The sequence below is a fragment of the Alexandriicola marinus genome (genome assembly GCF_004000435.1).
Classification (GTDB): Bacteria; Pseudomonadota; Alphaproteobacteria; order Rhodobacterales; family Rhodobacteraceae; genus Alexandriicola; species Alexandriicola marinus.
Window position 1 is genome coordinate 29,011 of the sequence record NZ_RBVZ01000011.1, and the last position, 14,212, is coordinate 43,222.

The 14,212-nt window shown below is 65.5% G+C and carries 16 protein-coding genes; 2 read left to right on the forward strand and 14 right to left on the reverse strand.

What is annotated here, in order from left to right:
* Position 1 precedes the first annotated feature (1 nt).
* Positions 2-1,396, forward strand: a complete 1,395-nt coding sequence (locus tag EP376_RS19195) for a pyruvate dehydrogenase complex E1 component subunit beta (RefSeq protein ID WP_127657250.1) — start codon at positions 2-4, stop codon at positions 1,394-1,396.
* A gap of 12 nt (positions 1,397-1,408) precedes the next feature.
* Positions 1,409-2,722 carry a pyruvate dehydrogenase complex dihydrolipoamide acetyltransferase gene (locus EP376_RS19200; RefSeq protein ID WP_127657251.1) on the forward strand — a complete coding sequence of 438 codons (1,314 nt, stop codon included), beginning with the start codon at positions 1,409-1,411 and terminating at the stop codon, positions 2,720-2,722.
* 103 nt (positions 2,723-2,825) lie between these two features.
* Here EP376_RS19200 and cysE read toward each other — a convergent pair whose 3' ends face one another.
* From cysE to EP376_RS19270, 14 genes are all read right to left on the reverse strand, one after another.
* Complete coding sequence (gene cysE / locus EP376_RS19205; RefSeq protein ID WP_127657252.1) at positions 2,826-3,641, reverse strand: serine O-acetyltransferase; 816 nt, start codon at positions 3,639-3,641, stop codon at positions 2,826-2,828.
* A 95-nt stretch (positions 3,642-3,736) separates the two neighbouring features.
* Positions 3,737-4,039: a DUF7742 family protein gene (locus EP376_RS19210; RefSeq protein WP_127657253.1), complete on the reverse strand. Its 303-nt coding sequence runs from the start codon at positions 4,037-4,039 to the stop codon at positions 3,737-3,739.
* 3 nt (positions 4,040-4,042) lie between these two features.
* On the reverse strand, positions 4,043-7,939 hold the full coding sequence (locus EP376_RS19215) for a baseplate multidomain protein megatron (RefSeq protein ID WP_127657254.1): 3,897 nt from the start codon (positions 7,937-7,939) through the stop codon (positions 4,043-4,045).
* A 2-nt stretch (positions 7,940-7,941) separates the two neighbouring features.
* The gene (locus EP376_RS19220) at positions 7,942-8,370 is read right to left on the reverse strand and encodes an NlpC/P60 family protein (protein WP_127657255.1); all 429 of its coding nucleotides are present in this window, start codon (positions 8,368-8,370) and stop codon (positions 7,942-7,944) included.
* Complete coding sequence (locus tag EP376_RS19225) at positions 8,367-9,245, reverse strand: DUF2163 domain-containing protein (RefSeq protein ID WP_127657256.1); 879 nt, start codon at positions 9,243-9,245, stop codon at positions 8,367-8,369. Before EP376_RS19225 ends, EP376_RS19220 begins: the two co-directional genes overlap by 4 nt.
* Positions 9,242-9,874, reverse strand: a complete 633-nt coding sequence (locus tag EP376_RS19230; RefSeq protein WP_127657257.1) for a DUF2460 domain-containing protein — start codon at positions 9,872-9,874, stop codon at positions 9,242-9,244. The genes EP376_RS19225 and EP376_RS19230 overlap by 4 nt, the downstream gene beginning before the upstream one ends.
* Positions 9,875-9,886: 12 nt before the next feature.
* The gene (locus EP376_RS19235) at positions 9,887-10,549 is read right to left on the reverse strand and encodes a phage tail tape measure protein (RefSeq protein ID WP_127657258.1); all 663 of its coding nucleotides are present in this window, start codon (positions 10,547-10,549) and stop codon (positions 9,887-9,889) included.
* Positions 10,546-10,764: a rcc01693 family protein gene (locus EP376_RS19240; RefSeq protein ID WP_127657259.1), complete on the reverse strand. Its 219-nt coding sequence runs from the start codon at positions 10,762-10,764 to the stop codon at positions 10,546-10,548. The genes EP376_RS19235 and EP376_RS19240 overlap by 4 nt, the downstream gene beginning before the upstream one ends.
* On the reverse strand, positions 10,761-11,075 hold the full coding sequence (locus EP376_RS19245; RefSeq protein WP_127657260.1) for a gene transfer agent family protein: 315 nt from the start codon (positions 11,073-11,075) through the stop codon (positions 10,761-10,763). The genes EP376_RS19240 and EP376_RS19245 overlap by 4 nt, the downstream gene beginning before the upstream one ends.
* Positions 11,075-11,491: a phage major tail protein, TP901-1 family gene (locus tag EP376_RS19250; protein ID WP_127657307.1), complete on the reverse strand. Its 417-nt coding sequence runs from the start codon at positions 11,489-11,491 to the stop codon at positions 11,075-11,077. The genes EP376_RS19245 and EP376_RS19250 overlap by 1 nt, the downstream gene beginning before the upstream one ends.
* A 59-nt stretch (positions 11,492-11,550) precedes the next feature.
* The gene (locus EP376_RS19255) at positions 11,551-11,973 is read right to left on the reverse strand and encodes a DUF3168 domain-containing protein (protein WP_127657261.1); all 423 of its coding nucleotides are present in this window, start codon (positions 11,971-11,973) and stop codon (positions 11,551-11,553) included.
* Positions 11,970-12,314, reverse strand: a complete 345-nt coding sequence (locus tag EP376_RS19260; protein ID WP_127657262.1) for a head-tail adaptor protein — start codon at positions 12,312-12,314, stop codon at positions 11,970-11,972. The genes EP376_RS19255 and EP376_RS19260 overlap by 4 nt, the downstream gene beginning before the upstream one ends.
* The gene (locus tag EP376_RS19265) at positions 12,311-12,910 is read right to left on the reverse strand and encodes a head-tail connector protein (RefSeq protein ID WP_127657263.1); all 600 of its coding nucleotides are present in this window, start codon (positions 12,908-12,910) and stop codon (positions 12,311-12,313) included. Before EP376_RS19265 ends, EP376_RS19260 begins: the two co-directional genes overlap by 4 nt.
* A gap of 90 nt (positions 12,911-13,000) precedes the next feature.
* The gene (locus EP376_RS19270; protein WP_127657264.1) at positions 13,001-14,173 is read right to left on the reverse strand and encodes a phage major capsid protein; all 1,173 of its coding nucleotides are present in this window, start codon (positions 14,171-14,173) and stop codon (positions 13,001-13,003) included.
* Positions 14,174-14,212 lie beyond the last annotated feature (39 nt).

A 14,212-nucleotide genomic window follows, 5' to 3' on the forward strand; every position in this document is an offset into this window, starting at 1 on the left:
CATGGCGACCGAAATTCTCATGCCCGCCCTCTCGCCCACCATGGAAGAAGGCACGCTGGCCAAGTGGCTCGTGAAGGAAGGCGACAGCGTCGCCTCCGGCGACATCCTGGCCGAAATCGAAACCGACAAGGCCACGATGGAATTCGAGGCCGTCGAAGAGGGCGTCATCGGCAAGTTGCTCGTGGCCGAAGGCACCGAAGGCGTCAAGGTGAACACCCCCATCGCCGTCATCGGCGAAGAGGGCGAGGACATGTCCGCCTCTGGCGAGGCAGCGACCGCGCCCTCTGATGAAGCGCCGCAAGACGCCGACGCGGCGGACGACAAGGCCCCGCCAGCGGACGCGCCCATGGCCTCGGCCCCGGCATCCGTGGCACCGAAACCCGACCGATCCCCCGACTGGCCCGAGGGCACAGAGATGAAATCGCAGACCGTGCGCGAGGCGCTTCGTGACGCGATGGCCGAAGAGATGCGCCGCGATGGCAGTGTCTACCTGATGGGTGAAGAGGTCGCCGAATATCAGGGCGCCTACAAGATTAGCCAGGGCCTGCTGGATGAATTCGGCGCCAAGCGCGTGATCGACACGCCGATCACCGAACATGGCTTTGCCGGGATCGCGGTCGGTGCTGCCTTCGGGGGCCTGCGCCCCATCGTCGAATTCATGACCTTCAACTTCGCCATGCAAGCGATGGACCAGATCATCAACTCCGCCGCCAAGACGCTCTATATGTCGGGCGGTCAGATGGGCGCGCCCATGGTCTTTCGGGGCCCCAATGGCGCCGCCGCACGGGTCGGCGCCCAGCACAGCCAGGATTATGCCGCATGGTTCATGCAGGTGCCGGGGCTGAAAGTGGCGATGCCCTACACCGCCGCCGACTACAAAGGCCTGATGAAGACGGCCATCCGCGACCCGAACCCGGTGATCTTCCTCGAGAACGAGATTCTCTATGGCCGGTCCTTCGAGGTTCCGGTTCTGGACGACTACACCGTGCCCTTCGGCAAGGCCCGCATCGCCCGCGAAGGCTCTGACGTCACCATCGTCAGCTTCGGGATCGGCATGACCTATGCTCTCGAAGCCGCGGACAAGCTGGCCGAAGACGGGATCGACGCCGAGGTGATCGACCTGCGGACCCTGCGTCCGATGGATACCGAGACGATCCTGGCCTCGGTTCAGAAGACCAACCGCTGCGTGACGGTCGAAGAAGGCTGGCCGCAGGGTTCGGTGGGCAGCTACATCAGTTCGGTCATCATGCAGGAAGCCTTCGACTGGCTCGATGCACCGGTGATCAACTGCACCGGCAAGGACGTGCCGATGCCCTACGCCGCCAATCTCGAAAAACTCGCCCTGGTGACGACGGACGAAGTCATCGCCGCGGTGAAACAAGTCACCTACCGGTAAGGAGCGCTCGCGATGCCAACGGAAATCCTGATGCCCGCGCTGTCTCCGACGATGGAGGAAGGCACACTTGCGAAATGGCTGGTCAAGGAGGGCGACACCGTCTCCTCCGGTGACCTGCTGGCCGAAATCGAAACCGACAAGGCGACGATGGAATTCGAAGCCGTCGAAGAAGGCGTGATCGGCAAGCTGCTGGTGGCCGAAGGCACCGAGGGCGTGAAGGTCAACACGCCCATCGCGCTGATCGGCGAAGAGGGCGAAGACATGTCGAGTGCCTCGTCGGGCGACGCCGCGCCACCGGCCGCCGCAGACGCCGCGCCCGCCGCGGCCGAGACCCCGTCCAAACCCGAGGCCCCGGCGCAAGCAGCACCGCCCGCCCCGACGACGGCGAAGGGTGACCGCGTCTTCGCCTCACCCCTCGCCCGGCGCATCGCCGCTGACAAGGGGATCGACCTTGCCGGCCTGACCGGATCGGGCCCCAAGGGCCGGATCGTCAAGGCCGACGTCGAAGGTGCCACAGCCGCTCCCAAGGCTGCCGCCCCCGCCAAGAGCGAGGCCCCGGCGCCCTCTGCCGCCCCTGCCCCGGCGATGGCCTCCGGCCCCTCTGCCGAGACCGTCATCAAGATGTACGAAGGTCGCCAGATCGAGGAAATCAAGCTCGACGGGATGCGCAAGACAATCGCCGCGCGCCTGACCGAGGCCAAGCAATCGATCCCGCATTTCTACCTGCGCCGGGACATCCATCTGGACGCGCTTCTGAAATTCCGCAGCCAGCTGAACAAGCAGCTGGAACCCAAGGGCATCAAGCTGTCGGTCAACGATTTCATCATCAAGGCCTGTGCATTGGCGCTTCAGGAAGTGCCCGAGGCCAATGCCGTCTGGGCCGGCGACCGGATCCTCAAGCTTCTGTCATCGGACGTGGCCGTCGCGGTCGCCATCGAAGGTGGCCTCTTCACCCCCGTTCTTCAGGATGCCGAGATGAAATCGCTCTCGGCACTCTCGACCGAGATGAAAGACCTCGCGGCCCGTGCCCGCGACCGCAAGCTTGCGCCCCATGAATACCAGGGCGGCAGCTTCGCGATCTCCAATCTCGGCATGTTCGGGATCGAGAATTTCGACGCGGTCATCAACCCGCCCCATGGCGCGATCCTCGCCGTGGGCGCCGGGGTGAAAAAGCCTGTCGTCGGCGAAGACGGCGAACTGGCGGTCGCCACGGTGATGTCCGTGACACTGTCGGTCGATCACCGGGTCATCGACGGTGCACTGGGCGCCCGTCTTCTCGAGGCGATCAAACAGAACCTCGAGTCCCCGCTAACGATGCTGGCCTGACAGGGGCACCACCGGAAAGAAAAAGGGCCCGTGGCGAACAACCTCGCCACGGGCCCTTTTCTATATGAAGCATCAAAGTCGCGTCCGGTGAACCGGCTTCGGTTCAGTCTCCGCCGCGCACTCCCAACAGCTGATCCATCGCGACCGAGGGCTGATCGCAGCCCGCCTCGCCCACGATCTTGGCCGGCACGCCCGCCACTGTCTTGCAGGGCGGCACTTCGTGCAGAACGACCGATCCGGCTGCAATGCGCGAGCAATGGCCAACCTTGATATTGCCGAGCACCTTCGCTCCAGCCCCGATCAGGACACCGTCTCCGATCTTGGGGTGACGATCCTCTTCCTCCTTGCCGGTCCCGCCAAGCGTGACCGAATGCAGCATCGAGACATTGTCCCCCACCACCGCGGTCTCACCGATAACGATGGAATGGGCATGGTCGATCATGATGCCCTTCCCGATCCGCGCGGCGGGATGAATGTCGACACCGAACATCTCGCTCACCCGCATCTGCATGAAATAGGCAAGGTCGCGCCGCCCGGCCCGCCACAGCGAATGCCCCAGCCGATAGGATTGCACCGCCTGGAACCCCTTGAAATACAACAAGGGCTGCATCAACCGGTGGCAGGCGGGATCGCGTTCAAAAATCGCGGCAAGGTCGGCGCGCGCCGCCTCGGCCAGCCAGGGGTCGGTCCGGTAGGCCTCGTCCGCGATCTCGCGCAGGATCTGCTCCGACATCTCGCCCGAAGCCAGCTTGAGCGACAGCCGGTAGGCCAGCGCCCGCTCGAAACTCGCATGGTGAAGGATTCCTGAATGGATCAGCCCGCCCATCAGGGGTTCTGCCGCGATCGCGGCTTCGGCCTCTTCGCAAATACGATCCCAGACGGGATCGATATTGCGCAACTTGGGTCTCATCTGTGCCATGCGGGCCTCCATCATTGCGCCGCATCCTACCGGTTGTCGGCGGCTCGGGCAAAGATCATTTTCGTGATGGGGACATATGCCTCCCGTATGGAGCCTCAAGGGCGCGGGCGTATTTCCCCGGCTTCAATCTCGAGCAGCGCATCGAGAACGCATTTCAGCGCAGCAAGGTAGGCCCCGTCGCAAACCGTCCGGGCGGGAAGGACACCGCGCTTTCGCGCCGCAGACGCTAGGCTGCCATTGCCGTCACCCGGATGAAACCGGCCCGTCGCGCGATGGTATCTCTCGGCGCGCTGTGCACGTTCGATAATCCGCGCGATCTGCGCGGGCCGTTCAGGCATCGGAACCGTCAGAAGAGCGCGCGCGGCAACGTCCAGCTCGCCTGGCAACAAAGGCCGCATCTCTCAATCCAGCGCAAATGTGCGATAGGGCCCCGGCCCGAAACTGTCGGACAGCTGCGCCACTTCCGCCACGCGGACCCCCTCGCCATCCGCCGCCCGCATCGCCGCGCTATAGGTCCATTCCGGCTCGCTCACATCGGCCGTGCGGCGCAGAACGCCATCCACGCTGACCCGGATCGTATAGCGTTCGCTCACCTCGCCCAACGGCGCCTCCGGCGGGCTCCAATTGTCGCCGTCGATGCGGGTTCGCCTGACCCAGCTCAGCCTCTGATCGCCCCCCGACAAGATCCGCACCCTGGGATGCACCACCGAATACGGCCGGAGACCGATCCCCCGGAAGGCCAGTTCCCGGGTCTTGTAGGTGCTGTCGTCAATGGCCCGCTGCGCCGGTCCGAACCGGTAGAACCGACCGAGATCGCGTGCAGACGATGCCAGATCGATCTGCTCCGGCGTCCCGTCCAGAAGGACAAACAGGCTGCCTTCGGGCCAGCCGCCCACGACGGCGCCATCCGTCCCTGCCTGTCCCCGCAGACGCAGGCTCAAGTCATAGACACCGGGCTCGACAATCGTGGCCTGCGCGAATTGAAAGACTTCCCAATTCTCGCCATCGCCCGCTCCGATTGCGGCGGCATTAATCCCCGCCAGAACCTCCATCGGGCTCACCGTCCGGAGGCTGCCGGACACCAGCCTGACGCGCAGCGCCGGCCCCCTGTCCCATCGGCCACCCGGCGCGGGATCGAGAACGCTCATCGTGGTGCCCGCCACCGAGGGCACGGGGATCGCGCGGTTGAGCACATAGCCGCTGTCTTGTGGCGCAGAATAGAGTGACACGCCGCCGGGCCAGGGCGCGGAGGTCATCGCCACATGCGGCGCATGGGGCGCCTCGTCGCCCTTCAGGAGAGGCAGGTCCATGAACAGCGCTTCGACCGGAACGGGCGGCGTAAAGGGGCGCAGGCTCGTCTCCTCATGGGCGGCGTCATGCGGACGGTAGCTTTCCGGCTCCACCCGGACCGCCTCCACCGTCTGGGACGTTCCCGTCTCCACCCGGTCGACCCGCCAGAGCGGCCCGTCGGGATCGCCCCCGAAACGCACCACGTCCCCCGCCCCGACCCCAAGCGCCGAGGGCGGCAGCGCAAAGCTCGCCGTATCCCGGGCAACGCGCGCCTCGGCAAGCCAGCGTTCCGCGATCTGCCGTCCTTCGCCGCTGGTCAATGCAAGCGGAAGCTCGGTCTGCGTCGTGGTCGAAATCGCGTCATCGGGAAAGACCGCTTCCGAGGCGCGCATGTCGTAATCGCCCTCGGCCTCGACGAACGACAACCGCACCGTGCCCACGGTTTCCGCCGATGGCGCCCGACTGATCTCGAGCGTCGGTGCTCCGTCGCCGGCATGAACCATGGTGCCGGGATCGATCTCGTGATCCTCCAGCCCGTCCCGGTTGCGAAAGACCAGAACGCCGTCCCGTTCCATCGCGTCGAACCCATAGGCCAGCATCAAGACCTGCAATGCAGAACGGGCGGTATCGGTGTCGTCGATCCGATAACCCCGGACAACGCCATGAAGCGCGCTCACATCGATCCGGGTCACACCGGCACGGGCGCAGATATCCGCGACCACCGACCCCAGAGACCGCGAGCTTGACCGCCCGTTGAGCCAATGCCCCCTGTCGTAATTGTCACCATCCGACCACGTCTCCGAATTCTGTGGAAATGCCGGAAAGGGCCGCGCATCCCACGCCCAGACATGGGCCCGCGACATGTCGACCATGCGCCCCCCATATTCCTCCGACACCGGATTCGCCTCGACGTCCGAGAAATGACCATGCACTGCGCGCAGGTATTGCATCTGGATGTAATCGTCCCGCAACCCGTTGGAGTAATGGGGCAACGCGCTTTCCGACGATTTCGGATCTAGAAACTTGTTGGGCTGGTTCGTCCCCTTGTCAATTGCGGCACACCCCAGTTCGGTGAACCAGATCGGCTTCGATTGTGGCACCCATGCCGTAGGCTGGGACGCTCGGACGCCTCCGATCCGGTCGTGATGCGGGTTCGACCACCAGCCCTTCAGATCCTTGTAGCGCCAGACCCATTCCTCGCCATCACCATCGGTGATCGGCGTGCGGATCTGCGCGTCACGCGCCTCGGGGCTGTGATAGAACCAGTCATACCCCTCGCCGCCCGCGACATTGGCGCCGAGATAATCAAGGTCATAAATCGATCCCGCTCCGGCATCGAGGTGATCTTCCCCGTCGCGCCAGTCCGACAAGGGCATGTAGTTGTCGATCCCGATGAAATCGATGTTCGGATCGGCCCAAAGCGGATCGAGGTGAAACAACTTGTCCCCCGTCCCGTCCGGTTGATAGCCATGATATTCGGACCAGTCGGCCGCATAGCCGATCCGGCAATCGGGGCCGAGGATCGCGCGACATTCTGCCGCCAGGGCGATCATCTGCGCCACCGCCGGAAAGCTGTTGTCCGCCCCCCGGATCTGAGTGAGCGAGCGCATCTCCGATCCGATACAGAACGCCTCGACCCCGCCCGCCGCAGCACATAGATGCGCCTGATGCAGGATGAAACGGCGCTTTGACCATTCCTCCGGCCCGACATAATCGACCCGCTCCCCCTCGACGGTGAAATCGCCCGCGGTGGCCGTGCCGAAAAAGGCCGCTACCTCGGCCTCGGCCGCCGCCGTGCCGTCGGGGCTTCCGGTCACGCCCGGCGCAAGCGAGGTGGTGATCCGCCCCCGCCAGGGAAGCGGAGCCTGCCCCGTCTGGCCCGTCCACGGGTCGGGCAAGCCATTGCCGTCGACCTGATCCATCAGGATGAACGGATAATAGACGACATCGAGCCCCCGGTCCCGGATCGCCCGGATGCCCTCGATCACCGCGGCATCCGCGGTCGTTCCACCATATATGGGCCGCCCGTCGATCTGCGGCACCTCCTGCGCGCCGGCCCGGGTCAAACCGCTCACGCGCCATGGCATCGCGTCGGAATCGACGGTTCCCTGCTCAACCTTCGGCCGGATCGTGCAGGATCCGGCCCGCAGATCGTCGCCGAACCACGACACCACCATCACGACCGACCGGCAGGCGGGCAGTTCCTCTGTCAGGGCCGTCAGGGACGTGTCGAAATCCGTCCCTCCACCGGGCGCGTTCAGGTTCACCGGCACCTGCTGTCCATAGGTCTCGCTCAGATAGACCGGCTGCGAGGCAAGCGCATATTCCCCCGTCCCCGGGATCAGACATACCCCGTTGACAAGCTGCGCGATATCCTCGGCCTCGGCGGGCTCCTTCCGTTCCGCCGGGCGGAAGACCTCGAATGAAAACTGCGGCATCCGGTTGCCAAAGGGACCAAGGTCCAGATCCTCGAACACCACATAGGCCATGCCGCGATAGGCCGGCACATTGCCCGCGCCTTCGATGGCCTCCATCTTGGGGTCAGGCATCTGCAGATCCGACCCGTCGTAAAGCTGCATGTTCAGAGCATCGGTCGCGATCTCCTGTCCATCCGCCCAGATGCGCCCCACGCTCGTGATCCGCCCACGGCACAGCGCGATCGCCACGGAGACACTGTAGCTGTAGCCGGTGCCCGACGCCGTTCCCTTGCCGCCGCTGCCCGAGGCAATCTCGACGAAATCCGAGGCCCAGATCACCTGTCCCGACAGGCGCATCCGCCCGTAAAGCTGGCTGATCGGGCTGCCCTCGCTGGCCCCTGTCAGACGAAACCGGTCGACCCGACCCATATCGACCGCGTCGCTGCCCGCACCCAGAAGCTTCTGGTCGAGCACCCGGCCGATCACAGCGCCCGTGGCCCGTCCGATCGTCGCTCCTGACAGACCAAGCAACGATCCCCCGATGCTGCCGCCCAACGCCATGCCCGCGGCGGAAAGTACTATCGTCGCCATGATCAGCCGATCCTTTCTTCAAGATCAAAACGCGCAGCGATCCGGCGCCGCCACGGCGCGGTCAGCGCGCTTTCGACCACGCCATGCCCGGAATAGGCGTGGATGAATGCAGCCTCTGGCCCCACACGCGATTGGATACCCACATGCTTGGCCACCGCACCGCGTCGCAGCCGAAACAGGACAAGCTGCCCGGCCTCTTCGGTCTGCACTCGTCTCAGATGCCGCTCGGCCGCCTGAACAAGCCGTTCCACACCGCCGGTCTCGGCCCAATCAGCACCATAGACAGGCACGGGTTCGGGCTCACAGCCTCCCAGCTCGCGCCAGATGCCGCGCAACAGGCCAAGGCAATCACAGCCCGCACCGCGAACCGAGGCCCCGTGCAGGTAGGGCGTCCCGATCCAGCCGCGCGCCGCCTGAACGACCCGGCTCATGCCGACCCGCTTCCGCCGGCATCCGCTGCTGCCACCGGGATGCGGATCAGCCAATCCTCACCCGGAACATGAGGAAAGCCCTGAAAGTTTATGAAATTATTGAATTTATTCTGACATGTCTGGGTGCGCTTGTCGCATCCGGGTTCAATGCGTATCGCGTCTCCCGCCACCACCGTTGCCGGGATCGGATCCCAAAGATCGATCTGCCGGCGGCCATCTGGCATCGTGATATCTGTCTTCACGATACCCACAAGGCCCGCGCCCGCTCCGCTCTGAACGATCAGCCGGCCACGCTCGAACCATCGTTCCTCAAGCACGGATTGCGCCGGGATGACGAATTTCTGCGATCGCTGGGCCGCCTCGATGACGACATCGACGCTGAACCCTTCGGAATTCAGATCAAAGCCGCAGGCGCGATCACCCAGGATCGCGCTGCACATCCGCTGATAGACACGCCCCCCGGGCCTGTTCAGCGGCTCGGCCAATCCGCGCAACTCTGTCTCGAAGGCGCCACCGCCTCGCCGGATCTCGCCGAGTGTGCCCCGGAACCGCTCGGACCTGAGGTTCGGGTCGCGCCAGTTGACCAGCCAGAAGATCACCTCGGCCCCGTCAAAGCGCCCCTGCTCGATCGCCGCATCGGTGATCGAACTGTCCGAAAGCACGCCCAGCGCCTCGCTGTTGTCGACCGACAGCCCGGTGCCCTGCACGAAACTCCGCGCCGTCATCCCGCTATCGGCGACAAAGTCGATCCCTTCGAACGCAAGGTTCCGGTCATGATCCGTGAACCCCAGCGCCACGCCATCGCGCCGGATCACTGCCCAACAACGGCACAGGCTGGTCGCCCCGGTGGCAAGATGGGTGTCCAGCGCGGTCATACCCGGATCTCCAACACCGGCACGCTCGGCACGTCACCGGCCTTGAACGACGCGACGGATGTCTGGATTCGGTCGGTATCGAACCGCACCGGCACATCGAATTCGAACCCCGCGCGCACCTCGGCCCCCACATCGGGCGGATGCGCAAAGGTGACAAGGCCCGTCGAAATATCGACCGTGTAGTCGATCCCGTCCTGTTTGACGTCGCCCCCCACGGCCACCCGGACAGAGCCCTCGACCGGCTTTGCGATCGGGCGGGAATAGGATTGCTGACCCGACACATAGCGCTTGACCAGCTGAAAGACGTCCTGCGCCTCGTCGCCTTCGCCGATCAGCTGATCCGTGGCCGAGACCGCATCCGACGACGGGCCAGACTTGAAATCGGCCCAGTCCTTCCACCGAAACCCGTTGAGCTGCCCTTGCCGCGCCTCGAAGAACGCGATCAGCAGCCCCACGTCATCGAGGCTCCGCAATCCCATTCCTGCGTCATAGCGCCTGCGCGAATGCGCCCAAGGGCTGTTGCGCTCCTCATAGCCGTTGGCCAGCGTCACGATCTCCGTCCGACGCTCCGGCCCGCCCATCGAGCCAAAGCTGAGCGACGCGGGAAACCTGATTTCGTGGAATGCCATTGCGGTGCCCTCCTACCTGTTGCGCTGACCGCGGCCCAAGGCGCGGGCCATCTGTGCAGCGATCTGCGACTGGCTGCGCTGGAACCCGGCCACGTCGGGGGTCGTGACGTTCATGGTGACATGGATCGTCCCGCCGCCCTGTGCCTGAACCCCGAGGCGGCCATCGGCCCCGCGCGTCAGTGGCATGATCGCTTCTGGCCCCGCCTCGCCCATCAGCCCGGTTCCCCCCCGCATCGGAAAGCTGACCGGTCCCGACAGGACCCCGCCCTTGGCAAAGGGCATGACCCGGCCCTGCGAAAAGGGCGCACCTTGTGCAAAGGGTGACATGCCCGCCACCAGCGCATTGAAGCCCTGGCTCATGATGCCGCCGATCTGGTTGGTGATCGGGCGCAGCGCGGCCGAATAGGCCGTGTCGATCATCGACCGGCTCAGCGAGGACAGCGTGTCGCTCAGGCTGCGGCCGTCGAGGATCAGCCCGTCGAAGGCCCGGCGCAACCCGCCTGAAAACCCGCGTTGCAGGCCGGCAAGGTCATTGTTGGTCTGACCCAGCGCACCGCGCATGGCCTGCAATTGCGTCGTGAAAGTGCTCGTCATACCCGACACGTCGCCCAGAGCCTGTTCCAGCTGGTCCACGTCCTCGGCCAACGCGTCCAGCCCCTCGATTTCCGATGTCATCCGCCGTCTCCTTCCGTCAAATCTGTCCGGCCATCGGGATAGGCCCGGCTCAGTTCCTCGAGCCTGGCCCGTGCCATCGGCGGCGGGCCGCCCTCCAGACCCAGCAACACCAGAAATTCCAGTGGCGTCAGCGCCCAGAATTCCGCGGGTTTCAGGCGCAGCTGATGCAGCCCGATCCGCATCATCGCCGCCCAGTCAAAGCCACGATCGGTCATGGCGGCGGCGCGAAGGCCCGCGCCAGCAACTCGGCAGCCACAGTCGCCGCCGCAACCGGCCCGCCCGCGATCTCTGCGCTGAGCAGATCGCCGGTGGCGCCGGTCCAGCCGCCGCCCCTGAGCCCCGCCACGATCAGCGCCAGAACGTCCCGAGACGAGATCCGCCCCGCCTCGAACCGCTCGACCAGCGCGACAAGACTGTCCTCGCCCAGCGCCGCCTCCAGTTCAGCCAGCGCCCCCAGTGTCAGCTTGCAGACATGCCGCTCCCCGTCGATCACCACGGCCACTTCAGAGGCGTGAGGATTGGCCATCAGGCAAACGCCACAAAGCTCAGCGCCCCGGCCGAGGCCAGCGCCAGCTCATAGGTCGCCTCGCCGTTGTGCGATCCGGAATATTCGACCGATGCGATCTGGAACGCGCCCTCCACGGTGCCGAAGCCCGGGATGATCACCTGGAAATCCGGCGTCTCCCCATCGAAGAAAATCTGCCGCGCGCGTTCATCGGTCGCGGCGTCCTTGAACACGCCGGAACCCGAAATCGCAGCTGATTTGACCCCGGCTCCCGACAGAAGCTCCCGCCAGCCGCCCTCGCTCTCGAGGCTCGTCACATCGACCGTTTCCGCGTTGAAACTGATCCGGGTCGCGCGCAGGCCGGCCACCGTCTCGAAGAGGCCGTCACCCGTCATGTCGATCTTGATCAGCAGGTCCTTACCGTTCTGGGCCACCATAGCCATCACTCCGCTCTTGAGGTTGTCTGTTTCGCCCCCGGCCCCGCCGGCGACGCCGTTCAGGTCCCGGTCGGGTCGTCCTCGACCAACGCCCGGAAAATCACGTCGATCTGACGCTTTTCGCTGCCGCTCAGTCTGACGGCACGGGCCTTGTGGAAATTCATCGCGACAAGGCTGCCGCGGCTGAGGGTCATCGCGGCATCGCCCAGCGCGTCCGACACCGCGCCCGCGGCGATCTTGGCCGTCGCGAAACTCGCAAGATCGGTGATCACGCTGACCGTCATCTCGTGCCGCGCTCCGCGGCCCGTCTGGTCCGACCGGTCAGTGACCTGCTCGGCGCCCAGAACGACATAGATCGGCGGCAGCGTGCCCTGCGGCACCGCATCATAGATCGCGTCACCCACGATCGCGCCAAGCGCGGCATCGCCGACCAGCCGCTGATAGACCGCCTCCTGAAGTGCGGCCGATACTCCGTAGCTCATGCGACCGTCTCCTCTTCGGCATGGCACATCAGGTATCGCCCGGTCGGATCGACCTCGGTCACAGCAAGGATCGCAAAGATCCGCTGCCCCTCGCGGAACCGCTGGTCCGGCTGCGGCCGCGCGGCGGAGCCGACCGGTGCGCCGCGCACGATGATCCGCCAGGGCGAGCGACTGACCGTCGTGGCCCGCCCCGACCGTTCCCGCCCGGCGCCCGGGCGCAGCTCCGCCCAAAGCGTGCCCAGCGCCGCCCAGGTCACCGTGACCCCGCCAGCCCCGTCGGGGACGCGCTCCGGCGTCTCAAGCAGGAGGGCACGGTCAAGCCTTGGCTGGACGCGGCTCATCTCTCACCTCCGGCCGACAGGCGCAGTTTGCGATAGCGCTCGGTCAGGGCACTCACCCCGAATGGCATGCAGCCCGCGTCCAGCCCCGTATCATTGCGGTATTCGTAATAATGGGCAGCCAGCATCATCACCGCCTGCCGCAGATCCGGCGGAAGGTCAGTCCAGTCCGGACCATGTCCCGCCGTGAACGCGAGCCGCGCATGGCCACCGGTCGGCAGCGTGGGCAAGGCCGCGCCCAGCATGACCACCCGTGGCTCCTGCATGTCCGGGACAAGCCGCCATCCATCCGGATCGATCACCGTGACGCTGCCATCGGGCCCCACGATCTCAAAAGCCGCGACGCTCGCGACCGGCGCCACGGGCAGGCCGATCTCCCCCGCCCGGCGCCACTCGTCCAGTCTCAGGGAAAACGCGTGCTCAAGAAGGATCCGCCCCGTGCGCCCCTCGATGGCCGACATGGCGGCACGAAGGAAACTCACGAGTACGGCGTCCTGCACGTTGTCTTCGCCGAAACCGGTGCCCTGACGCAGATGCGCCTTGAAATCGGACAACGGGAGCGCGGCCTCCGGAACCGTGGTCGTCTCAACCAACATCATGCCATGTCTCCGCATATCGTTGTGACATCCGGCCGGATCTTCCCGGCCCAAGGGCCCGGCCCCTCACGGGCCGGGCACCGGATCGGCGGATCAGCTGACCGCGAATTTCAGCAGCTTGATCGCCGCGAAATCGCTCACGGCGCCGCCGACGCGCTTGGTCGCGTAGAACAGCACATGCGGTTTGGCCGAGAACGGGTCACGCAGGACCCGAAGGTCCGGGCGCTGCGCCACGGTATAACCGGCGGCGAAATTGCCGAACGCGATGGCGACCGAACCGGTCGCGATGTCCGGCATGTCCTCGGCGATCAGCACCGGGTAGCCCATGAGCCGTGCAGGCTCGCCTGCGGCCAGACCGTCCGACCACAGGAAACGCCCATCCGCATCCTTCAGCTTGCGCACGGCGCCCGCAGTCTTGGAATTCATGACAAAACTCGCACCCGCGCGATATTCCGCACCCAGCGAATAGACGAGGTCGATGATGGCATCGCCCGGGGCGATGGAGCTGAAATCGCCATCGGTTCCGGTCGGCACCGTCCCGATATTGCCCCAGGCCCAGACCACGTCATCGACCTGCGGATAATCGAGGAAGCCGCGCGGCTTGTCGACGCCGTCGCCCGCGACAAAGGCCGCAGCTTCGGACCGGGCGAACTTGTCCGCGATCCGTCCGGCCAGCCAGCTTTCGATGTCGAACGCCGTGTCATCCAGCAGACGCTGCGACACCTTGGGCAGGGCCGACAGCTCATGCAGCGGGATCGAGATGCGGTCGATCGTCGGCGTGCCGGTCTCGGTCGTGCCGGCCGTCTCGGTGGCCCAGCCCGATCCCATCTCGGTGTGATCGATCAGCACATCATAGGAGGTTGCGTCCACGTTCACCACGTTCGCGATCGCCCGGATCGACGCCGTGGCGTTGAGAACCGACTGGATCTCGGCCGCCGTCTGCGGATCGACAAGATAGCCGCCATCCGCCGCGACCGAGGTACTCATCGCCTTGCCCTCGAACTCGAGCCCGCGCAGCGCATCATCGTCGCCACTGCGCAGATAGGCGGCAAACGCCTTCTGATGCGGCGCCTCGATGGCGCCCCCCTGGCTCAGCGCGGGGCGTGCACCCGCGATCATGCTCTTTCGGTCCAGTCTGGTCATGCGTTCGTCCTGCTGTTGAAGTTTGGTGGTGATGTCGCTCATGAAGCCCGCGACAGCGGCCTTCAGCTCCTGTGCCGGAGACAGATCTTCCCCGGCCGAAGCCTGCGCTTCGGTCTTGCTCATCGAGGTTCCTCTCTTGGGTGAGACGTTAGGCCATCTGCG